Below are 21,793 nucleotides of genomic sequence, written 5' to 3'. Positions count from 1 at the left end.
ACAAAAAAGGCCAGCAATGAATGCTGGCCTTTGGATTAAAAATTCAGCTTTAGAAGCTGGCGTTACGCGGAGTACGCGGGAACGGAATGACATCACGGACGTTCTGCACGCCAGTAACGTAGGCAATCAGACGCTCGAAGCCTAAGCCGAAGCCGGAATGCGGAACGGTACCGTAGCGGCGCAGGTCGCGATACCACCAGTAATCTTCTTTATTCAGACCCATCTCCAGCATACGGGCATCCAGCACGTCCAGACGCTCTTCACGCTGAGAACCACCGATGATTTCACCGATTCCCGGAGCCAGTACGTCCATTGCCGCAACGGTTTTACCGTCTTCGTTAAGGCGCATATAAAACGCTTTGATATCTTTCGGGTAGTTTTTAACCACGACCGGCGCTTTAAAGTGCTCTTCAGCAAGATAACGTTCGTGCTCGGAAGAGAGATCCACACCCCAGTAAACCGGGTTTTCAAACTGTTTGCCGCATTTTTCGAGAATGCTTACCGCGTCGGTGTAGTCCACCTGCGCGAAGTCGGCGTCAATGAAACGTTCCAGGCGTGAAATCGCGTCTTTGTCTACGCGTTCAGCGAAGAATTTCATATCATCCGCACGCTCTGCCAGTACGGCCTTGAAAGCATACTTCAGCATGGCTTCAGCGAGGCCTGCCACGTCGTCCAGATTGGCGAAAGCCACTTCTGGCTCCAGCATCCAGAACTCTGCCAGGTGACGGCTGGTGTTAGAGTTTTCTGCACGGAACGTCGGGCCAAAGGTATAAATTTTGGACAGGGCGCAGGCGTAGGTTTCGCCGTTCAACTGACCAGAAACGGTCAGGAAGGCTTCTTTACCGAAGAAGTCCTTATCGAAGTCGACTTTTCCCTGATCGTTACGCGGCAGGTTTTCCAGATCCAGCGTAGAAACACGGAACATCTCACCAGCGCCTTCCGTATCGGAAGCGGTGATCAGCGGCGTGGATACCCAAAAGAAACCCTGCTCGTGGAAAAAACGATGCAGTGCTTGCGCCAGCGTATGACGTACACGCGCTACCGCACCAATCATGTTGGTACGCGGACGCATGTGCGCCACTTCACGCAAATACTCAATGCTGTGACGCTTGGCCGCCATCGGGTAGGTGTCAGGATCTTCAACCCAGCCCGCGACTTCAACCTCAGTGGCCTGAATTTCAAAGCTCTGTCCCTGTCCAGGCGACGCAACGACTTTACCCGTTACGATAACTGAACAGCCGGTTGTCAGGCGCAATACGTCCTGATTGTAATTGGGCAGAGAATTATTGATGACGGCCTGTACAGGATCAAAGCAGGAACCGTCATAAACGGCGAGGAAGGAGATGCCAGCTTTTGAATCTCGGCGGGTACGTACCCATCCGCGCACGGTGACTTCGCTGTCAACGGCTACGCGGCCCTGGAGTACGTCGGCTACAGGCACAACGCTCATAATATTCTCTCTGTTAATAGTCGGATATATAAACACATGTCCACCCGTAATGGGGGGGATACCTATGTTACCTGGCATCTGCAATCAGACAAGCAGAATTCGTTGCTGGAGTGAAAGATTTCGGAAATAAACGCGAAAAGGGAGCCGATGTGGCTCCCTGTGAAGATTAACTGGCTTTTTTAATATGCGGCAAATCGAAAGCTTTGCGCAACGCACGAACAAACGCTTTATCGTGGCAGATGGTTTTACCGGGGCTATCAGATAACTTCGCTACCGGTTTGCCGTTACATTCCACCAGCTTGATAACAATATTGAGCGGCTTAACCTGCGGAATATCACACGTTAGCCGTGTACCAATGCCAAAACTCAACTGTACGCGAGAAGAGAAGTGGCGGTAGAGCTCAATCGCTTTTTTCAGATCGAGGTTATCGGAGAACACCAGCGTTTTGCTCAGCGGATCAATCCCCAGTTTTTCATAGTGGGCAATGGCTTTTTCACCCCATTCAACCGGATCGCCAGAGTCGTGACGTAAGCCTTGGTAACGGGTCGCAAATTCAACGCCAAAGTCGCGTAAAAACGCATCCATGGTGATGCAGTCCGTCAGCGCAATCCCGAGTTGGTCAGGATACTCATTTAACCATGCGGCCAGCGCAACGCGCTGGCTGGTGGCAAGCTCCGGGCTGATTTGCTGATGAGCCTGGAACCACTCATGCGCTTGCGTACCCATCGGGGTTAATGACAGACGACGGGCGAGATCGTAGTTGCTGGTGCCGACAAACCAGGATTCTTGCTGCAGGCGTTTAACAATGGCCTGCTGTACTTCGCGTGAAAAACGGCGGCGCGTACCGAAATCCATCAGATGGAAGCGGGACATATCGACATCTTTCGTTAAAGCAGAGAATTCGACTAGTTTGCTTTCCAGCTCATGGAGTGCCTGTGGGACGCCTGATTCGGGCGAACGGTAACGGTGCACCAGTTCGCTGATAACCGCCAGCAGCGGGACTTCCCACATGATCACTTCACGCCATGGACCGGTTAAGCGGATGTTCAGCTTGCCGTTATCGTTGGTGACGCACACCTGTTCCGGGTTATAGCGGAAATCACGTAACCAGGCGAGGTAATCAGCTTTAAAGAAAGGCAGGCCGGAGAGCCACTGGTACTCGTCCTCCTGCAGTCGCAGGTGCTGCATGGCATTCACCTGCTCACGAATAGCATCGGCATAAATACCGAGCAGGTCATCGCCACGGCAACGAAATTCAGCCGCTACTTGTACATCATAGTAGTGGTGAAAAACGGCTTGCTGCATATGCAACTTATAAGCGTCTGTATCCAGCAGCGAGTGCAGAACAGGAGAAGCGAATTGTGTCATAGGTGCGCAGTAGCATCCTCTCACGGGAGCGTTTAGTACAATAAACAACTAAGAAAACCGCTGGAGTATACCCTGTTTAGCGATTTATTGAACCCCGATCACACCATAAGCTGTCTTTCTGGTCGAGGGCAATTCGTGCCGCGTGTTATGAAAATGTAGCAAAAAGGGTGTTTGTGCCTGAAAAGATGAACATTCTGCGTAGCGCGATTTACGCAACAGGAATAGACTGAAGCCGAGACTCTACCAAAGATGCTAAAGGTTTTTTTATGACACAACAGCCACAAGCCAAATACCGTCACGACTATCGTGCGCCGGATTACCAGATTACTGATATTGACTTGACCTTTGACCTGGATGCTGAAAAAACCGTGGTCACCGCCGTGAGCCAGGCTGTCCGTCATGGTGCGTCCAGTGCGCCGCTGCGCCTGGATGGCGAAGATCTGACCCTGGTGTCAATCCACGTGAACGACGAGCTGTGGACAGAGTATAAAGAAGAAGAGGGCGCTCTGGTCATCAGTCAACTGCCGGAACGTTTTACGCTGCGTATCGTGAATGAAATTAGCCCGGCGGCCAATACCGCGCTGGAAGGACTGTATAAGTCTGGCGATGCGCTGTGCACCCAGTGTGAGGCAGAAGGGTTCCGCCATATTACCTGGTATCTCGACAGACCCGATGTTCTGGCGCGTTTTACCACCAAAATTATCGCCGATAAAACCCAATATCCGTTCCTGCTCTCTAACGGCAACCGCGTGGCGCAGGGTGAACTGGAAAACGGTCGTCACTGGGTGCAGTGGCAGGATCCGTTCCCGAAACCGTGCTATCTGTTTGCGCTGGTAGCCGGTGATTTCGACGTCCTGCGTGACACCTTTACCACCCGCTCAGGACGTGAAGTGGCGCTGGAACTGTATGTCGATCGCGGCAATCTGGACCGTGCGCCGTGGGCAATGACCTCGCTGAAAAACTCCATGAAATGGGATGAGGAGCGTTTCGGCCTCGAGTATGACCTCGACATCTATATGATTGTCGCCGTCGACTTCTTCAATATGGGCGCGATGGAGAATAAAGGTCTGAACATCTTTAACTCCAAATATGTGCTGGCCCGCACCGATACGGCCACCGACAAAGACTATCTCGATATTGAACGCGTTATTGGTCACGAATATTTCCATAACTGGACCGGCAACCGTGTGACCTGTCGCGACTGGTTCCAGTTGAGCCTGAAAGAAGGTTTAACCGTGTTCCGCGATCAGGAGTTCAGTTCCGATCTCGGCTCACGCGCGGTAAACCGTATCAGCAATGTACGTACCATGCGCGGCCTGCAGTTTGCCGAAGACGCCAGCCCGATGGCGCACCCTATCCGCCCGGATATGGTCATCGAAATGAACAACTTCTATACCCTGACCGTGTATGAAAAGGGCGCTGAAGTCATTCGTATGATCCACACTCTGCTGGGGGAGACTAACTTCCAGAAAGGGATGCAGCTGTACTTTGAGCGTCATGACGGCAGCGCTGCTACCTGTGATGATTTCGTGCAGGCGATGGAAGATGCGTCCAATGTCGATCTCTCTCATTTCCGCCGCTGGTACAGTCAGTCCGGTACGCCGATTCTGACCGTGCGTGATGACTACAATCCGTCAACGGAACAATACACGCTGACTATCAGCCAGCGTACGCCAGCCACGCCGGATCAGGCCGAGAAACAACCGCTGCATATTCCTTTCGCCCTCGAGTTGTATGACAACGAAGGGAAAGTGATCCCGCTACAAAAAGGCGGGCATCCGGTGAATGCTGTGCTCAACGTGACCCAGGCAGAACAGACGTTTGTCTTTGATAACGTCTACTTCCAGCCGGTTCCGGCACTGCTGTGCGAATTCTCCGCACCGGTAAAACTGGAATACAAATGGAGCGATCAGCAACTGACCTTCCTGATGCGTCATGCGCGTAACGATTTCTCTCGTTGGGATGCGGCGCAAAGTCTGCTGGCGACCTATATTAAGCTCAACGTTGCCCGTCATCAGCAGGGTCAGCCGTTGTCGCTGCCGGTACATGTGGCCGATGCTTTCCGCGCGATTTTGCTCGATGAGAAAATCGATCCGGCGCTGGCGGCAGAGATCCTGACGTTGCCTTCGGTAAATGAAATCGCCGAACTGTTCGATATCATCGATCCGGTCGCGATAACGGAAGTTCGCGAAGCATTGACCCGCACGCTGGCGGCTGAGCTGGCGGATGAATTCCTCGCTATCTATAACGCTAATCATCTTGACGAGTACCGCGTTGAGCATGCTGATATTGGTAAGCGTACGCTGCGCAATGCCTGCCTGCGCTTCCTGGCCTTTGGCGAAACCCATCTGGCTGACACGTTGGTTAGCAAGCAGTACCGCGAAGCGAACAATATGACTGACGCCCTGGCGGCGCTGTCCGCTGCGGTGGCGGCGCAACTGCCATGCCGTGACGCATTGATGCAGGAGTATGACGATAAATGGCATCATGACGGTCTGGTAATGGATAAATGGTTTATCCTGCAATCCACCAGCCCGGCGAGAAACGTGCTGGAAACGGTACGCGGTCTGCTGGAGCATCGTTCCTTCAGTATGAGTAACCCGAACCGTATTCGTTCCCTGATTGGTGCTTTTGCGGGCAGCAACCCGGCGGCTTTCCATGCGGAAGATGGCAGCGGCTATCAGTTCCTGGTCGATATGCTGACTGAGCTGAACAGCCGCAATCCGCAGGTGGCGTCACGTCTGATTGAGCCGTTGATTCGTTTGAAACGCTATGATGCCAAACGTCAGGCGAAGATGCGTGCGGCGCTGGAACAGTTGAAAGGCCTCGAGAATCTCTCCGGCGATCTGTTCGAGAAGATTGACAAAGCGTTAGCCTGATAATATTGCCGGATGGATCCGGCCTACCATTCACGCGTAGGCCGGATAAGCAGTAGCGCCATCCGGCGTTTTTAACCCTGCTTGCGTAGCTGAACTTCATTTTCGCCGCGTTTCATCACCCGGTTCAACACTTCCGCTTCCAGCTCGGCTAACCGCACCGATCCCAAACGGCGGGGGCGCTGAATATCCACCGTCAGATCCAGCCCGATTTTACCCTCTTCGATCAACAGCACGCGGTCTGCCATCGCGACGGCCTCACTGACATCGTGCGTCACCAGCAGCACCGTAAAGCCGTGGTCCTGCCATAGCGAGACGATCAGATCCTGCATCTCAAGACGGGTTAACGCATCCAGCGCGCCGAGCGGTTCATCCAGTAACAGCAGGCCAGGGCGGTGAATTAATGCCCGCGCCAGGGCCACGCGCTGTTTTTGGCCGCCAGACAGGGCGGCAGGCCACTCCTGTGCCCGGTTTTCGAGGCCAACAGCGGCCAGCGCATTACGGGCCGCATCGCGCCATTGACCTTTCAGCCCCAGACCAACGTTATCGATAACCGTTTTCCATGGCAGCAGGCGCGCATCCTGAAACATCATGCGCGTATCATCCTGAATCTCTGCCAGCGGGGTAGTTCCGGCAAGTAATGCGCCTGAAGTGGGCGATTCCAGCCCAGCCAGCAGGCGCAGCAAGGTGCTTTTGCCACCGCCACTGCGGCCCACTACGGCAACAAATTGCCCTGCCGGAATATGCAGATCTAATTGATTCAGCACTGTATTGGCGGCGTATTGTTTGGTCACGGCGCTCAGCAAAAGCGGCGTACCCTGATTCAAGCGAGCGGTATTCATACAGTAGCCTCCTTCACATGGTAAGCCGGGTTCCAGCGCAGCCAGACTCGCTCCAGCAGTTGGGCGCTGACATCGGCAAGTTTGCCGAGCAGGGCGTAGAGAATGATGGCCACTACCACCACGTCGGTTTGCAGAAATTCTCGGGCATTCATCGCCAGATAACCAATGCCGGCATTGGCGGAAATGGTTTCCGCAACGATCAACGTCAGCCACATCAGTCCGAGAGCAAAACGTACGCCAACCATAATCGAGGGCAGGGCACCGGGCAGGATCACATGGATAAACAGTGAAAAGCCGGACAACCCATAGCTGCGCGCCATCTCCACCAGGCCGCGATCGATATTGCGGATCCCGTGCCAGGTGTTGATGTAAATCGGGAACAGTGTGCCCAAGGCGACGAGAAAGATCTTCGCCGATTCATCAATGCCGAACCACAAAATCACCAGCGGGATCAGCGCCAGATGGGGAACGTTGCGCAGCATCTGTATCGACGTATCCAGCAGGCGTTCCCCCCAGCGTGAAAGACCGCTGATGAGTCCCAGCGTCAAACCCAACGATCCACCGATCGAGAATCCGATCAGCGCCCGCCAGGAACTGATCGCCAGATGCTGCCAAAGCTCGCCGCTGGCGGAAAGTGTCCAGAAGGCTTCGACAACGCCTTCCGGGGAGGGCAGGATGCGGGTGGATAGCCAGCCCATTGACGAGGCTATCTGCCAGAGCGCCACCAGACCTACCGGCAAAAACCAGGGTGCGAGGCGCAATAGCCACCTGTTTTTCGGTGTTGTCATCAGCGTGCTCCTTAGCTTTGCGCGACCTTACGGGGAATAAATTCGTTAGCCACCGCTTCGCCTTGTTGGTGCAGACGCTGTGGCTGTGGAATTTCAGGTATCGAAACATCCAGATGCGGGAACAGTAGCTCGCCAACTTTGTACGCCTCTTCCAGATGCGGATACCCCGACAGCACAAAGCTGTCGATACCCAGCGCGGCGTACTCGTTTATGCGCGCTGCGACGGTCGGGCCGTCGCCGACCAGCGCGGTTCCGGCGCCGCCACGCACCAGCCCAACGCCTGCCCACAGGTTCGGGCTTATTTCCAGTTTGTCGCGTTTACCGTTGTGCAGCGCGGCCATCCGCTGTTGGCCAACCGAATCCGTTCTTGAGAAGGCGGCCTGGGCTTTGGCAATCGTGTCGTCATCAAGATGCGAAATCAGACGCTCCGCTGCCTGCCACGCCTCATCCGTCGTCTCCCGCACGATCACATGCAAACGAATACCAAAGCGGATCTTGCGTCCAAGCGCTGCTGCTTTGGCTCGCACTTGCTCAATCTTCTCTTTCACCTGTTCAGGCGGTTCGCCCCAGGTCAGATAGAGATCAACCTGCTCGGCAGCCAGGTCTTGCGCGACATCGGAAGAACCGCCGAAATAAAGTGGCGGCCAGGGTTGCTGTACGGGAGGAAAAAACAGCTTCGCGCCGCGGACGTGCATATGTTTGCCGTTGAAATCCACCGTTTCTCCCTGTAACAGCCGACGCCAGATCTGGGTGAATTCAGCAGAAGCTTCATAGCGCTCGGTGTGATCAAGAAACACGCCGTCGCCAGCCAGTTCCTGCGGATCGCTGCCGGTCACCAGGTTAAACAGCGCCCGACCGTTAGAGAGTCTGTCGAGCGTTGCAGCCTGGCGTGCGGCAACCGTTGGCGAGGTTACGCTTGGACGCAGCGCGACCAAAAACTTGAGCCGCTGAGTAACAGGGATCATGGAGGCGGCTACCAGCCAGGCATCTTCACAGGAGCGACCGGTTGGGATCAAAACGCCGGTAAATCCCAGGCGATCGGCAGCCTGCGCGATTTGCTGCAGATAACTGTGATCGACCGGACGCGAGCCTTCTTCCGTCCCCAGATAGTGGCCATCCCCGTGGGTGGGTAAAAACCAGAACATGTTCAGACTCATAATTTTGCTCCTGTCTGCTGAGTGGGTTGCCAGATACGCTGGCGAATATCGATTTTTTTCGGCACCAGACGATTGTCATAAAACAGATCGGCGGTTTGTTGTTGCAGGGCGGCAACCGAGGCGCTGACGGGTGAGATGGTCGTTGGCGGCCGGTGATCAAGATAAGACGCAATCACCGGCTCTGGCAGCCCCATGGTTTTGGCCAGCAGGGTAATACTTTGCTGGCGCTGGCTGAGGGTTAACGCATCAGCCTGGCTAAAGGTATCCAGCACGCCAAGAACAAACGCGCCATTTTTCTCGGCATAAGGACGCGCGGCGAGATAAAAGGAGCCGGTCTGTTTGAGATCTGAGCCGTCTTTCAACACGCGCACATCACCTTGCAGCAACGCGGCGGAATAGTAAGGATCCCAGATAGCCCACGCATCAACGTTACCTTGCTGGAAGGCTGCTCTGGCATCTGCGGGTGTCAGATATGTTGGTTGAATATCGGTAAATTTCAGCCCGGCCTGTTGTAAGGCTCGCAGCAGTAAATTGTGGGCGCTGGAACCTTTCTGGAAGGCGACTTTATGCCCTTTGAGCTGCGCAACGCTCTGGATCGGGCTGTTTTTGGGCACCAGAATCACTTCGGCTTTTGGTTTGGGCGGCTCGACGCCAACGTAAACCAGATCGGCTCCGGCGGCTTGGGCGAAAATCGGTGGAATGTCACCGGTACTGCCGAGATCGATACTGCCAATATTGAGTGCTTCCAGCATTTGCGGCCCTGCCGGAAACTCAATCCACGAGATTTTGGTCTGTGGGTAGCGTTTCTCCAGTAACTGATGGCTTTTTGCCAGCACCATACTGACGCTTCCTTTCTGGTAACCTATGCGCAGCGCGTCTGGTGCAGACTCTGCGGCATGGACGAGCGTTGAAAGTGACAGCAATCCGGTCAACGCCAACCACGGCGTGTGACGCTTGAGCAGATTAAGCATGGGCGGCACCTCGCAGAGCATTCAATTGAGGAAGTTGGACATCACGACGATGCAACGCCAGCCAAAAGGTGTCGAGCGCATTGTCCAGACGCAGTTGCAGGTTGGGCGTAAACTGCGGTTTATGCTGATAATCAATGACCTGTGAATCATCAGCAAAAACACCGTGCAGGATTTCCTGGGCTTTTAACGCGCTCAGCACCGGCTTAAGCGCGTAATCAACGGCCAGTAAATGCGCAACGGTACCGCCTGTTGCCAGCGGCAAAACCACTTTTCCTTCCAGTGCGCGTTCGGGAAGCAGATCGAGCAACGTTTTCAACGCTCCGGAGTAAGCTGCTTTGTAGACCGGCGTTGCCACAATCAATCCGTCGGCGTCGTGCAGTTGTTCGACAAAGGTTTTCAGCGCCGGGCTGTCGAAGCGCGCATAGATCAGGTCTTCTGGGGCAAAGTTGTGCAGATTCCAGTGACAGACTTCGACATCCTGGCCGTTCAGTTTTTCCCGGGCGTATTCCAGTAAGGCGCTGGAGCGAGAGGGGAAGCGTGGACTTCCCGCCAGAGTAATGACGCGCATAATTTCAATCTCCCCTTATAACTAATTGTTCGCTTTTATTTAACATTGATAACAATTCGTGCAGTCTGGCAGAGAGATTTTGTTTATCGAAATGATTTATACGGGATAGAAAAGTTGAAAAATGAATAAAACGGCAGAAGCAGGAAAACGATTGCTATTTATTGCCGCAGGTCAATTCCCTTTTTGCTCGCGATCGCACATAATACGCCCCCGGTTTGCACACCGGGAATCCAGGAGAGTTCATGTACTACCCCTTCGTTCGTAAAGCCCTTTTCCAGCTCGATCCTGAGCGCGCTCATGAATTGACATTCCAGCAGTTACGTCGCATTACCGGCACGCCGCTCGAAGCGCTTGTCCGCCAGAAAGTACCCGCAAAACCGGTTACCTGTATGGGGCTGACGTTTAAAAATCCGCTCGGGCTTGCTGCCGGACTGGATAAAGACGGGGAGTGCATTGATGCGCTCGGTGCGATGGGATTCGGTTCAATTGAAATTGGTACCGTGACGCCACGTCCTCAGCCCGGGAACGATAAACCACGTCTGTTCCGTCTGGTGGATGCGGAAGGTTTGATCAACCGCATGGGATTCAATAACCTGGGTGTTGATAACCTGGTAGAGAACGTTAAGAAATCACATTTTGACGGCATTCTCGGCATTAATATTGGTAAGAATAAAGATACTCCGGTAGAAAACGGCAAAGATGACTATCTGATTTGTATGGAAAAAGTCTATGCTTATGCCGGTTATATCGCGATTAATATCTCTTCACCGAATACGCCGGGATTACGCACGCTGCAATACGGTGAAGCGCTGGATGATCTGCTGACGGCAATTAAAAATAAGCAAAACGATCTGCAAGCGATCCACCATAAATATGTTCCGGTGGCCGTAAAGATCGCGCCGGATCTTTCCGTCGAAGAACTGATCCAGGTTGCCGACAGTTTAGTTCGGCATAATATTGATGGTGTAATTGCAACTAACACCACTCTCGATCGTTCTCTCGTACAGGGAATGAAAAATTGCGATCAAATGGGGGGACTGAGCGGTCGTCCGTTACAATTAAAAAGTACAGAAATTATTCGCCAGTTGTCTCAGGAATTAAATGGTCAGTTGCCAATTATTGGCGTTGGCGGTATTGACTCGGTGATTGCCGCGCGCGAGAAAATAGCCGCCGGCGCAACCCTCGTACAGATTTATTCGGGCTTTATTTTTAAAGGCCCGCCGTTGATTAAAGAAATCGTCACCAATATCTGAATGCTACCTTAATCACAATCCAGGGCTTTATTTCTAGCCCTGGTTGTTTTATATTCCTTTACTGTTGCTTATTTAAACATTCTGAGCTTTTATTATTAGGGCAATAAACGAAGCGGCAAAAGGATACTGTCGTAACGGCGATGATTAAGGAAAGGAGAGAAACTGATGCGAATTAAACCCGACGATAACTGGCGCTGGTATTATGATGAAGAGCACGATCGTATGATGCTCGATTTAGCCAATGGTATGTTATTCCGTTCGCGTTTTGCTCGTAAAATGCTCACGCCTGATGCCTTTACTCCTTCCGGATTTTGCGTTGATGACGCCGCGCTTTATTTTTCCTTTGAAGAAAAATGCCGCTACCTGGATTTAGCGAAAGAACAAAAAGCGGAACTGGTGCTCAATGCGCTGGTGGCTATTCGTTATCTTAAGCCGCAGATGCCAAAAAGTTGGCACTTTGTCGCCCACGGCATTAACTGGACGCCAGTGCCAGGGGACGCTGCCTGTGTCGATTTAAGCGATACCGATGAACAGGTAAACCTGTTAGTGGTTGAGCCGGGTGAAAACGCCGCGCTTTGTCTGCTGGCGCAACCGGGCGTGGTGATTGCCGGACGCACCATGCAGCTTGGCGACGCAATTAAAATCATGAATGACAGACTGAAACCGCAGACAATGGTTGACAGTTTCAGCCTTGAGCAGGCGGTTTAACTTTCCAGCCTGATTGCCGTTTTGGGCACACAACTGCAGCACAGAATTGTCCCGTCATCTCCCATCGCTGATTTTTTCAGCGGGCTCACTTCGCCTTCTACCAACCGAATTCGACAGCATCCGCAAATTCCCGCCCGACATGAGTAGGGAACCCGGATACCCTGGTTTTCCAGCTGTTCAAGCAATACCTGCTGATTATTTCCGCGAAAGGTCTGTCCCTGCCACTCGATAAGCACCGTGGCATCGGGTTGTTGCACCGGGGCAGTATCATCGGTTTCTGCCGCGCCATATACTCTGGCCGGACCGGTGGACAGAATTTCAACCTCGTCGCCGACGCGAATCACGCCACTGTTACGCGCAATGAGATTCTGACCAAAATCGACATCGCCGTTATCCGTCGCAGTGCGAAAGCTTTGCAGCGTGGTCAGCGGTTCGCCGGACGGATGCTTCTGACCTTTTTCAGGGCTGACGGTGGTGAAAATGCAGCGGCTACAAGGTTTAGCCACGTCAAAAATAACCTCGCCAATGCGGATCACTTTCCAGGTATCTTCTTCCCAGGCGGCAGCGCCTGAAACCACCAGATTGGGGCGAAACTGCTCCATTTTTACGCTTGCCGGGCAGCGCTGCTGCAAATCGCGCAATGACGCTTCGTTAGTTAAAAGGTAGGGATAACCATCGGCAAAGGATAACGGAACATCATCGCGGCGCTTCACTCGGCGCGTCAGCTGCGGACCAACCCAGCGAAGCTGCACGTCACGGGAGAAAAAACCGCTCAGCCACTGGTTGATAGCCGCTGGCGCAATACGCGCGGTAAAATGGTTGCCCCACACTTCCGTCGGCGCATCCTGCAGGGCGAAGTCGGCAAATCGCACAAGCGCGCTGCTACCGTCTGGCGCCGTAAGATGCAATCCATCGTGGAAAGGGGAAGGGGTAAAACGCACCATCTGTGGGAACTGTCGGGCGGTAATGAACGTCCCGTCGGGTTCGGTAATCATAAATATGCGATCAAAGGCGAGACCACTAACGTCTGCCAGAGCGTGGGTAAGCCCAATACCGCGCATTGATTTAACCGGATGAATAAAAAGTCGGGTTAACGTGACCACTGTACAGCCCCTCGAGCGAAAATAAGCCTTCAACTTTATGACATACCGCCCATATTAGCTATAATGCGCAGCAATTTTCTCGGAGTAAAAGTGACATTATGAATTCTCTGTTTGCCAGTACGGCCCGCGGGCTGGAAGAGCTGTTAAAAACTGAACTGGAAAACCTTGGCGCGCTGGAGTGTCAGGTCGTTCAGGGTGGGGTCCATTTTAAGGGCGACACGCGGCTTGTTTACCAGAGCCTGATGTGGAGCCGCCTGGCCTCGCGCATTATCCTGCCGATGGGAGAGTGCAAGGTCTACAGCGATCTTGATCTGTACCTCGGTGTTCAGGCAATCGACTGGACAGAGATATTTAATCCGGGCGCTACATTTGCGGTGCATTTTAGCGGCCTGAACGAAACCATTCGTAATAGTCAGTACGGGGCGCTGAAGGTAAAGGATGCGATTGTCGACGCCTTTACCCGTAAAAATCTGCCGCGTCCGAATGTGGATCGTGAATCTCCGGATCTGCGTATTAACGTGTGGCTGAATAAAGATACCGCCAGTATTGCGCTCGATCTGAGCGGTGATGGCCTGCATCAGCGTGGGTATCGCGATCGCGCAGGTCAGGCGCCGATTAAAGAAACGCTGGCTGCCGCCATTGTGATGCGTTCAGGTTGGCAACCGGGCACGCCGTTACTCGATCCGATGTGTGGCTCCGGTACACTGCTGATTGAAGCCGCGATGTGGGCAACCGATCGTGCGCCTGGTCTGCACCGTGGTTATTGGGGCTTTAGTGGTTGGGCGCAGCACGATGACGCTGTGTGGCAAGAGGTTAAAGCCGAAGCGCAGGTGCGCGCGCGTAAGGGTCTCGCAGACTACACCTCGCACTTTTATGGATCTGACAGCGATGCTCGCGTAATTGAAAAAGCACGCAGTAACGCCCGTCGCGCCGGCATTGCCGATCTGATGACGTTTGAAGTTAAAGATGTCGCCAAACTGAGCAACCCGTTACCGAAAGGACCGTACGGGACGGTTATCAGCAACCCGCCGTACGGCGAACGTCTGGATAGCGAACCGGCGCTGATTGCCCTGCACAGCCTGCTGGGGCGCACAATGAAAAACCAGTTTGGCGGCTGGAATCTGTCCCTGTTTAGCGCCTCGCCGGATTTGCTCAGCAGCCTGCAATTACGTGCTGATAAGCAATTTAAAGCGAAAAATGGTCCGCTGGATTGCGTGCAGAAGAACTATCACGTTGCAGAAACCACCGCCGACAGTAAGCCTGTCACGGTCGCGGAAGATTATGCCAACCGCCTGCGTAAGAATCTTAAGAAGCTGGAAAAATGGGCGCGTCAGGAAGGTATTGAATGCTATCGCCTGTACGATGCCGACCTGCCGGAATACAACGTGGCGGTAGATCGCTACGGTGACTGGGTCGTGGTGCAGGAATACGCGCCGCCGAAAACGGTCGATGCGCAGAAAGCGCGTCAACGCCTGTTCGACATCATTGCCGCTACGCTCTCGGTACTTGAGATTGCCCCGAATAAACTGGTGCTGAAAACCCGTGAACGTCAAAAAGGCAAGAACCAGTATCAGAAGATGAATGAGAAGGGTGAATTCATTGAGGTAAGCGAGTACAACGCACGTCTGTGGGTGAACCTGACTGACTATCTTGATACCGGTTTGTTCCTCGATCACCGCATTGCGCGTCGCATGCTGGGTCAGATGAGTAAAGGTAAGGATTTCCTCAATCTGTTCTCCTACACCGGTAGCGCCAGCGTTCATGCCGGACTGGGCGGCGCGCGGAGCACCACGACGGTTGATATGTCGCGTACCTACCTGGAATGGGCGGAACGCAACCTGCGTCTGAATGGCCTGAGTGGTCGCGCTCACCGTTTAATTCAGGCTGATTGTCTGGGCTGGCTGCGCGATGCCAATGAACAGTTCGATCTGATTTTCATCGATCCGCCAACGTTCTCTAACTCTAAACGCATGGAAGATTCGTTTGATGTGCAGCGCGATCATCTGGCGCTGATGAAAGATCTGAAACGTCTGTTACGTAAAGACGGGACGATCATGTTCTCCAACAACAAACGTGGATTCCGTATGGATCTCGAGGGTCTGGCTGAGCTGGGATTGAAAGCACAAGAAATTACCCAAAAAACGCTTTCCCAGGACTTTGCCCGTAACCGTCAGATCCACAATTGCTGGCTGATTACCGCAGCCTGAAAGGATAAGTAAATGTCATTGATCAGTATGCATGGTGCATGGCTGTCGTTCAGCGATGCGCCCCTTCTTGATAATGCGGAACTGCATATCGAGGATAACGAACGCGTCTGTCTGGTAGGCCGTAACGGCGCGGGCAAATCGACGCTGATGAAGATCCTGAACCGTGAACAGGGTCTTGACGACGGGCGTATTATTTATGAGCAGGATCTGGTCGTCGCGCGTCTGCAACAGGATCCGCCGCGTAACGTCGAGGGCAGCGTGTATGACTTCGTTGCCGAAGGTATTGAGGAACAGGCTGAATACCTGAAGCGGTATCATGATATTTCGCGCCTTGTCATGACCGATCCCAGCGACAGAAATCTGAATGAGATGGCGCGGGTTCAGGAAATGCTCGATCACCACAATCTGTGGCAGCTCGAAAGTCGCATTAATGAAGTGTTGGCGCAACTGGGGCTGGATCCTAACGCCGCGCTTTCGTCGCTGTCTGGTGGTTGGCTGCGTAAAGCGGCGCTGGGCCGCGCGTTGGTGAGTAATCCGCGCGTATTGCTGCTCGATGAACCGACGAACCATCTGGACATTGAAACAATCGACTGGCTGGAAGGGTTCCTGAAATCCTTCAACGGGACAATCATTTTCATTTCCCACGACCGTTCATTTATTCGCAACATGGCGACGCGTATTGTTGATCTTGACCGCGGCAAACTGGTGACCTATCCGGGGAACTACGATCAGTATCTGCTGGAGAAAGAAGAAGCGCTGCGGGTTGAAGAGTTACAAAACGCGGAGTTTGATCGCAAGCTGGCGCAGGAAGAGGTTTGGATCCGCCAGGGTATCAAAGCGCGTCGTACCCGTAACGAAGGCCGTGTGCGCGCCCTGAAAGCGATGCGTCGCGAGCGCGGGGAACGTCGCGAAGTGATGGGCACGGCGAAGATGCAGGTTGAAGAGGCGAGCCGTTCGGGCAAGATTGTCTTCGAAATGGAGAATGTGGATTATCAGGTTGATGGTAAGCAACTGGTAAAAGATTTCTCTGCACAGGTGCAGCGCAGCGACAAAATTGCGTTAATTGGCCCTAACGGTTGCGGCAAGACGACGCTGCTCAAACTGATGCTAGGCCAACTGCAGGCTGACAGTGGACGTATTCATGTTGGGACCAAGCTGGAAGTGGCTTATTTCGATCAGCACCGGGCTGAACTGGATCCGGATAAAACCGTGATGGACAATCTGGCCGAAGGTAAACAAGAGGTGATGGTCAACGGTAAACCCCGCCATGTGCTGGGCTACCTGCAGGACTTCCTGTTCCACCCGAAACGGGCGATGACGCCAGTACGCGCGCTCTCCGGTGGGGAACGAAATCGTCTGTTGCTGGCGCGTTTGTTCCTGAAACCCAGTAATCTTTTAATTCTCGATGAACCAACGAACGATCTTGACGTCGAAACGCTGGAACTGCTTGAAGAGCTGATTGACAGCTATCAGGGCACCGTACTGCTGGTGAGCCACGACCGTCAGTTTGTGGATAATACCGTTACGGAATGTTGGATCTTCGAAGGCGGTGGTAAAATTGGTCGTTATGTCGGCGGTTACCATGACGCGCGCAGCCAGCAATCGCAGCATGTGGCGTTTAAACAGCCCGTTGTGAAAAAAACAGAGGAAGCTGTTGCTCCTAAAGCAGAAATTGTCAAACGTGGCACGAGCAAACTAAGCTATAAACTGCAGCGCGAACTGGAGCAGCTCCCCGCATTGCTTGAAGAACTGGAAGCTAAGCTGGAAACATTACAAGCTCAGGTTGCTGACGCCGCTTTTTTCAGTCAGCCGCACGAGCAAACGCAACAAGTTTTAGCTAATCTGAACGAAGCGGAACAAGAACTTGAGCAAGCCTTTGAGCGCTGGGAGTATCTTGAATCTTTGAAGAATGGCGCATAATTTAAAGGAGCACATATGTGCGAACATCACCATGCCGCGAAGCATATTTTGTGTTCGCAGTGTGACATGCTGGTGGCGTTACCGCGCCTTGAGCATGGTCAGAAAGCGGCATGTCCACGATGTGGCACTACGTTAACGGTTGAGTGGGACGCGCCGAGGCAGCGTCCTACTGCCTATGTTTTAGCAGCGCTGTTCATGCTGCTTTTATCAAACCTCTTCCCTTTTGTGAATATGAACGTCGCAGGGGTAAGCAGCGAAGTGACGTTGCTGGAAATCCCCAGCGTGCTCTTCTCTGAAGATTACGCCAGCCTCGGCACGTTTTTTTTATTATTCGTCCAGTTGGTTCCCGCGTTTTGTTTACTGACTATTCTGCTGCTGGTGAACCGTGCCGAAATGCCTGGCTGGCTAAAGGCCAGGCTTGCGCGCGTCCTGTTCCAGTTGAAAAGCTGGGGGATGGCGGAAATCTTCCTCGCCGGAGTGCTGGTCAGTTTCGTTAAGCTGATGGCTTATGGTGATATCGGCGTGGGCAGCAGTTTCATCCCATGGTGCTTCTTTTGTGTACTACAGCTACGGGCGTTTCAGTGCGTTGACCGCCGTTGGCTGTGGGATGATATTGCGCCAATGCCTGTCATTAACCAGGAATTAAAGCCTGGCGTGCCCGGCATCCGGCAGGGGTTGCGTTCTTGTTCCTGCTGCACCGCTATTCTTCCCGCTGACGAACGGGTGTGCCCGCGCTGCGAGACGAAAGGCTACGTGCGTCGCAAAAACAGTCTGCAATGGACGATGGCGTTATTGTTCACGTCAATCATGCTTTATCTTCCTGCCAACATCCTGCCGATCATGATTACCGATTTGCTCGGATCCAAGTTGCCGTCAACGATTCTTGAAGGCGTGGTTTTGATTTGGAGCGAGGGCTCTTATCCGGTGGCGGCGGTTATCTTTATCGCCAGTATTATGGTGCCGACGTTGAAAATGATTGCCATTGCCTGGCTATGTTGGGATGCCAAGGGGCACGGCAAACGTGACAGTGAACGTATGCACTTGATTTATGAAGTGGTGGAATTTGTCGGTCGCTGGTCAATGATCGACGTTTTTGTGATTGCGGTACTCTCTGCGCTGGTGCGCATGGGAGGGTTAATGAACATTTATCCTGCAATGGGTGCTTTGATGTTTGCTTTAGTCGTCATTATGACAATGTTTTCTGCGATGACATTTGATCCGCGTCTGTCGTGGGACCGTGAACCAGAACCAGATCATGAGGAGTCCTGACAGCATGGAATCTAAAAGTGGGGAAGCCAAAGTGCAGAAGGTGAAAAACTGGTCGCCCGTGTGGATATTCCCGATCGTTACTGCGCTTATTGGCGCGTGGGTCCTGTTTTATCATTACAGCCATCAGGGGCCGGAAGTCACGCTGATTACCACCAATGCCGAAGGGATTGAAGGCGGCAAAACGACGATTAAAAGCCGCAGCGTGGATGTCGGCATCGTCGAGAGCGCGACTCTGACGGATGATTTGACCCATGTGGAGATTAAAGCTCGTCTTAACTCCGGAATGGAAAAGCTGCTGCATAAAGACTCTGTTTTTTGGGTGGTGAAGCCGCAGGTTGGTCGTGAAGGTATCAGCGGTCTGGGCACGCTATTGTCCGGGGCATATATTGAACTGCAGCCCGGCAATAAAGGGAATAAGCTGGAAAATTACCAACTACTGGACTCACCGCCGCTGGCACCGCCAGATGCGAAAGGGATCCGCGTGATACTGGACAGTAAAAAAGCCGGGCAGTTAAGCCCGGGCGATCCGGTATTGTTCCGTGGATATCGTGTGGGATCGGTTGAGACCAGCACCTTCGATGCGCAAAAGCGTACTATCAGCTACCAGCTTTTCATTAATGCGCCTAACGATCGTCTGGTGACCAGCAATGTGCGTTTCTGGAAAGACAGTGGGATCGCCGTGGATCTTACCTCCGCAGGTATGCGTGTGGAAATGGGATCGCTCTCCACGCTGTTTGGCGGTGGCGTAAGTTTTGATGTGCCAGAAGGTTTAGAACAAGGTGAGCCGGTTGGGCAACAGTCCGCGTTTAATCTTTATGACGATCAAAAAAGTATTCAGGATTCCCTGTATACCGATCATATTGACTACCTGATGTTCTTTAAGGATTCGATTCGTGGCCTGCAGCCAGGCGCGCCACTGGAATTCCGCGGCATTCGTCTGGGGACGGTGAGTAAAGTACCTTTCTTCTCACCGAACATGCGTCAGGTATTTAACAATGATTACCGCATTCCGGTGTTGGTACGCATCGAGCCTGAGCGCCTGAAAGCACAGCTGGGCGAGGACACTGATGTTGGCGCTCATCTGGAGCAATTGCTCAAACGCGGATTACGCGCATCGCTGAAAACCGGGAATCTGGTGACCGGCGCGCTGTATGTCGATCTCGACTTCTACCCGAAAGAACCACCGATTAGCGGTGTACGAGAATTTAATGGTTATCAGATTATCCCGACGGTGAGTGGCGGTTTAGCGCAGATCCAGCAGCGCCTGATGGAAGCGCTGGATAAGATTAATAATCTGCCGTTGAACCCGATGATTGAGCAGGCGACCAATACGTTGTCAGAAAGCCAGCGTACGATGAAGCATCTGCAAACCACGCTGGATAATATGAATAAGATCACATCCAGCCAGTCAATGCAGGATCTTCCGGCGGATATGCAAAATACGTTGCGTGAACTTAATCGTAGCATGCAGGGCTTCCAGCCGGGTTCGGCAGCCTACAACAAGATGGTGGCGGATATGCAGCGTCTTGATCAGGTACTGCGCGAACTGCAACCGGTACTGAAAACGTTGAACGATAAGAGCAATGCGCTGGTATTTGAAGCGAAGGACAAAAAAGATCCAGAGCCGAAGAGGGCGAAACAATGAAAAAGTGGCTAGTGGTGATGATGGCGGTCTGGCTGACGTCATGCAGCTCCAGCGGAGAAAATAAAAGCTATTACCAGCTTCCTATCGCGCAAGGGGGCGTCCAAAGCTCCGCCAACCAGGGTAACCGGCTGCTGTGGGTTGAGCAGATTGCGGTGCCGGACTATCTGGCGGGTAATGGAGTGGTTTACCAGACCAGCGATGTGCAATATGTGATAGCGAATAATAATCTCTGGGCCAGTCCTTTAGATCAGCAATTGCGCAATACGCTGGTGACGAACCTCAGTATGCAATTACCTGGCTGGGTTGTCGCTTCGCAGCCGCTGGGAAGCACACAGGACACGCTGAACGTCACTGTGACCGGCTTCCACGGTAGGTACGATGGGAAGGTTATCGTGAGCGGAGAATGGTTACTGAATCACCAGGGGCAGTTGATCAAGCGTCCGTTCCACATCGAGGCAGTGCAGACCAGGGACGGCTACGATGAGATGGTGAAGGTTCTCGCCAACGCCTGGAGTCAGGAAGCGACGGCCATAGCTCAAGAGCTGAAACGCATCCCTTAAGCTTAAATAATTGTAAATTATGCCGCCCCTGGTTCACCGCCCGGGGCGGTTTTTTTTATTTTTTAGCCGCGGAGATAACTGTTCTGTCTGATTTTTTTTGTACAAATGATTTCGCGGGTAGCTCACAAATATGACACTGGCGTGAATTTTGCGCATTGACGAGCCTGATGTTTAGGGGTATTCGTTTAGTGTGATTGCACACTTAGTAATCACTGTTTTCTTTTCCACCAGAACTAAAGATGAGGGAAACGAGGCATGAAGAGACAAAAACGAGATCGCCTGGAACGGGCACATCAACGTGGATATCAGGCCGGCATTGCCGGACGCTCAAAAGAAATGTGTCCCTATCAGGCGCTGAATCAGAGATCATACTGGCTGGGAGGCTGGCGAGAAGCCATGGGGGATAGGGTTTTAATGGCCTGATTCTGTCTCTTTAGATAAAAGAAACCTCCGCAGAGCGGAGGTTTCGCCTTTTTGCAGACCGGATAAGGCGCTTACGCTGTCATCCGACAACGACGCAACGCCTGATCTCTGCGATTAGAACGCGGAAGTGTCCTGGAAAAGACCCACTTTCAGATCGTTTGCGGTGTAGATCAGACGACCATCAACCAGCACTTCGCCATCAGCCAGGCCCATGATCAGGCGACGATTAACGATGCGTTTGAAGTGAATGCGGTAAGTGACTTTCTTCGCAGTCGGCAGAACCTGACCGGTGAATTTCACTTCGCCTACGCCCAGCGCGCGGCCTTTACCTTCGCCGCCCAGCCAGCCGAGATAGAATCCAACCAGTTGCCACATGGCATCCAGACCCAGGCAGCCTGGCATTACCGGATCGCCGATGAAGTGGCATCCGAAGAACCACAGGTCCGGGTTAATATCCAGTTCAGCTTCAACATAACCTTTGTCAAAGTTGCCACCGGTTTCGGTCATCTTAATGACACGGTCCATCATCAGCATGCTTGGTGCAGGCAGTTGCGGGCCTTTTGCGCCAAACAGCTCACCGCGACCAGAGGCAAGAAGGTCTTCTTTTGTATAGGATTCGCGTTTATCTACCATGTTCTCTGTAAGCCTTATTTTATTGAAGCACGCAGGATAGCTAACACGTGT

At 53.0% G+C, this 21,793-nt stretch carries 18 protein-coding genes; 9 read left to right on the top strand and 9 right to left on the bottom strand.

From position 1 onward, the window contains the following. Positions 1-49: 49 nt before the first annotated feature. Together asnS and pncB are read right to left on the bottom strand one after the other, a co-directional pair. Positions 50-1,450 (bottom strand): asparagine--tRNA ligase, encoded by a 1,401-nt coding sequence (gene asnS / locus KQJ18_RS03505; protein ID WP_038639361.1) that lies wholly within the window; start codon positions 1,448-1,450, stop codon positions 50-52. Positions 1,451-1,616: 166 nt separating this feature from the next. Then, positions 1,617-2,819, bottom strand: coding sequence for a nicotinate phosphoribosyltransferase (pncB, locus tag KQJ18_RS03500; protein ID WP_069323257.1), 1,203 nt, complete (start codon positions 2,817-2,819; stop codon positions 1,617-1,619). Between the two features lie 266 nt (positions 2,820-3,085). On the opposite strand from pncB, the gene pepN reads away from it, so the two are divergent. Further along, complete coding sequence (gene pepN, locus KQJ18_RS03495) at positions 3,086-5,698, top strand: aminopeptidase N (RefSeq protein ID WP_204525868.1); 2,613 nt, start codon at positions 3,086-3,088, stop codon at positions 5,696-5,698. A gap of 71 nt (positions 5,699-5,769) precedes the next feature. Here the strand turns inward: pepN and ssuB are convergent, their stop codons facing one another. The 5 genes from ssuB to ssuE are packed head-to-tail and all read right to left on the bottom strand — an operon-like array spanning position 5,770 to position 10,021. Continuing rightward, the gene (gene ssuB / locus KQJ18_RS03490) at positions 5,770-6,537 is read right to left on the bottom strand and encodes an aliphatic sulfonates ABC transporter ATP-binding protein (RefSeq protein WP_085048604.1); all 768 of its coding nucleotides are present in this window, start codon (positions 6,535-6,537) and stop codon (positions 5,770-5,772) included. Then, a complete protein-coding gene (ssuC, locus tag KQJ18_RS03485; protein WP_038639375.1) occupies positions 6,534-7,325 on the bottom strand; it encodes an aliphatic sulfonate ABC transporter permease SsuC in 792 nt (263 codons plus the stop codon). Before ssuC ends, ssuB begins: the two co-directional genes overlap by 4 nt. An 11-nt stretch (positions 7,326-7,336) precedes the next feature. Beyond that, positions 7,337-8,482, bottom strand: a complete 1,146-nt coding sequence (gene ssuD, locus KQJ18_RS03480; RefSeq protein WP_038639379.1) for an FMNH2-dependent alkanesulfonate monooxygenase — start codon at positions 8,480-8,482, stop codon at positions 7,337-7,339. Continuing rightward, a complete protein-coding gene (locus KQJ18_RS03475; RefSeq protein ID WP_087857549.1) occupies positions 8,479-9,453 on the bottom strand; it encodes a sulfonate ABC transporter substrate-binding protein in 975 nt (324 codons plus the stop codon). Before KQJ18_RS03475 ends, ssuD begins: the two co-directional genes overlap by 4 nt. Then, entirely contained in the window at positions 9,446-10,021 is a 576-nt protein-coding gene (ssuE, locus tag KQJ18_RS03470) for an NADPH-dependent FMN reductase (RefSeq protein ID WP_061381850.1), read from the bottom strand. Before ssuE ends, KQJ18_RS03475 begins: the two co-directional genes overlap by 8 nt. Positions 10,022-10,263: 242 nt before the next feature. Here ssuE and pyrD point away from each other — a divergent pair, with 242 nt between their 5' ends. Both pyrD and zapC read left to right on the top strand, forming a co-directional pair. Next, positions 10,264-11,274 carry a quinone-dependent dihydroorotate dehydrogenase gene (gene pyrD / locus KQJ18_RS03465; protein WP_038639394.1) on the top strand — a complete coding sequence of 337 codons (1,011 nt, stop codon included), beginning with the start codon at positions 10,264-10,266 and terminating at the stop codon, positions 11,272-11,274. A 165-nt stretch (positions 11,275-11,439) separates the two neighbouring features. Beyond that, on the top strand, positions 11,440-11,982 hold the full coding sequence (zapC, locus tag KQJ18_RS03460; protein WP_038639397.1) for a cell division protein ZapC: 543 nt from the start codon (positions 11,440-11,442) through the stop codon (positions 11,980-11,982). Here zapC and KQJ18_RS03455 read toward each other — a convergent pair. Beyond that, positions 11,979-13,085, bottom strand: a complete 1,107-nt coding sequence (locus KQJ18_RS03455) for a YcbX family protein (RefSeq protein ID WP_216421415.1) — start codon at positions 13,083-13,085, stop codon at positions 11,979-11,981. The genes zapC and KQJ18_RS03455 overlap by 4 nt on opposite strands. A gap of 98 nt (positions 13,086-13,183) precedes the next feature. Here KQJ18_RS03455 and rlmKL point away from each other — a divergent pair, with 98 nt between their 5' ends. The 6 genes from rlmKL (at position 13,184) to rmf (ending at position 21,109) form a co-directional block, all read left to right on the top strand. After that, complete coding sequence (gene rlmKL / locus KQJ18_RS03450) at positions 13,184-15,292, top strand: bifunctional 23S rRNA (guanine(2069)-N(7))-methyltransferase RlmK/23S rRNA (guanine(2445)-N(2))-methyltransferase RlmL (protein WP_087857548.1); 2,109 nt, start codon at positions 13,184-13,186, stop codon at positions 15,290-15,292. A gap of 12 nt (positions 15,293-15,304) precedes the next feature. Then, complete coding sequence (locus KQJ18_RS03445; RefSeq protein ID WP_121528844.1) at positions 15,305-17,212, top strand: ABC transporter ATP-binding protein; 1,908 nt, start codon at positions 15,305-15,307, stop codon at positions 17,210-17,212. Positions 17,213-17,227: 15 nt separating this feature from the next. After that, positions 17,228-18,481, top strand: a complete 1,254-nt coding sequence (gene pqiA, locus KQJ18_RS03440) for a membrane integrity-associated transporter subunit PqiA (RefSeq protein ID WP_038639412.1) — start codon at positions 17,228-17,230, stop codon at positions 18,479-18,481. Between the two features lie 4 nt (positions 18,482-18,485). Next, the gene (gene pqiB / locus KQJ18_RS03435) at positions 18,486-20,126 is read left to right on the top strand and encodes an intermembrane transport protein PqiB (protein WP_038639416.1); all 1,641 of its coding nucleotides are present in this window, start codon (positions 18,486-18,488) and stop codon (positions 20,124-20,126) included. Beyond that, entirely contained in the window at positions 20,123-20,686 is a 564-nt protein-coding gene (gene pqiC / locus KQJ18_RS03430) for a membrane integrity-associated transporter subunit PqiC (RefSeq protein ID WP_087857546.1), read from the top strand. Before pqiB ends, pqiC begins: the two co-directional genes overlap by 4 nt. A gap of 255 nt (positions 20,687-20,941) precedes the next feature. Then, positions 20,942-21,109 carry a ribosome modulation factor gene (gene rmf / locus KQJ18_RS03425; protein ID WP_071888121.1) on the top strand — a complete coding sequence of 56 codons (168 nt, stop codon included), beginning with the start codon at positions 20,942-20,944 and terminating at the stop codon, positions 21,107-21,109. Positions 21,110-21,223: 114 nt separating this feature from the next. On the opposite strand, the gene fabA is transcribed toward rmf, so the two are convergent. Further along, positions 21,224-21,742 (bottom strand): bifunctional 3-hydroxydecanoyl-ACP dehydratase/trans-2-decenoyl-ACP isomerase, encoded by a 519-nt coding sequence (fabA, locus tag KQJ18_RS03420; RefSeq protein ID WP_003035875.1) that lies wholly within the window; start codon positions 21,740-21,742, stop codon positions 21,224-21,226. Positions 21,743-21,793: the final 51 nt, after the last annotated feature.

Source organism: Citrobacter sp. S55_ASV_140, assembly GCF_018919505.1.
Classification (GTDB): domain Bacteria; phylum Pseudomonadota; class Gammaproteobacteria; order Enterobacterales; family Enterobacteriaceae; genus Citrobacter; species Citrobacter werkmanii.
The sequence above is the reverse complement of the archived record's forward strand: the minus strand, read 5'-3'. Positions and strand labels throughout refer to the sequence as shown.

Coding starts and splice junctions, on each gene's coding strand:
- asnS (WP_038639361.1), bottom strand. CDS start 1,450: ATGAGCGTTGTGCCTGTAGCCGACGTACTCCAGGGCCGCGTAGCCGTT.
- pncB (WP_069323257.1), bottom strand. CDS start 2,819: ATGACACAATTCGCTTCTCCTGTTCTGCACTCGCTGCTGGATACAGAC.
- pepN (WP_204525868.1), top strand. CDS start 3,086: ATGACACAACAGCCACAAGCCAAATACCGTCACGACTATCGTGCGCCG.
- ssuB (WP_085048604.1), bottom strand. CDS start 6,537: ATGAATACCGCTCGCTTGAATCAGGGTACGCCGCTTTTGCTGAGCGCC.
- ssuC (WP_038639375.1), bottom strand. CDS start 7,325: ATGACAACACCGAAAAACAGGTGGCTATTGCGCCTCGCACCCTGGTTT.
- ssuD (WP_038639379.1), bottom strand. CDS start 8,482: ATGAGTCTGAACATGTTCTGGTTTTTACCCACCCACGGGGATGGCCAC.
- KQJ18_RS03475 (WP_087857549.1), bottom strand. CDS start 9,453: ATGCTTAATCTGCTCAAGCGTCACACGCCGTGGTTGGCGTTGACCGGA.
- ssuE (WP_061381850.1), bottom strand. CDS start 10,021: ATGCGCGTCATTACTCTGGCGGGAAGTCCACGCTTCCCCTCTCGCTCC.
- pyrD (WP_038639394.1), top strand. CDS start 10,264: ATGTACTACCCCTTCGTTCGTAAAGCCCTTTTCCAGCTCGATCCTGAG.
- zapC (WP_038639397.1), top strand. CDS start 11,440: ATGCGAATTAAACCCGACGATAACTGGCGCTGGTATTATGATGAAGAG.
- rlmKL (WP_087857548.1), top strand. CDS start 13,184: ATGAATTCTCTGTTTGCCAGTACGGCCCGCGGGCTGGAAGAGCTGTTA.
- KQJ18_RS03445 (WP_121528844.1), top strand. CDS start 15,305: ATGTCATTGATCAGTATGCATGGTGCATGGCTGTCGTTCAGCGATGCG.
- pqiA (WP_038639412.1), top strand. CDS start 17,228: ATGTGCGAACATCACCATGCCGCGAAGCATATTTTGTGTTCGCAGTGT.
- pqiB (WP_038639416.1), top strand. CDS start 18,486: ATGGAATCTAAAAGTGGGGAAGCCAAAGTGCAGAAGGTGAAAAACTGG.
- pqiC (WP_087857546.1), top strand. CDS start 20,123: ATGAAAAAGTGGCTAGTGGTGATGATGGCGGTCTGGCTGACGTCATGC.
- rmf (WP_071888121.1), top strand. CDS start 20,942: ATGAAGAGACAAAAACGAGATCGCCTGGAACGGGCACATCAACGTGGA.
- fabA (WP_003035875.1), bottom strand. CDS start 21,742: ATGGTAGATAAACGCGAATCCTATACAAAAGAAGACCTTCTTGCCTCT.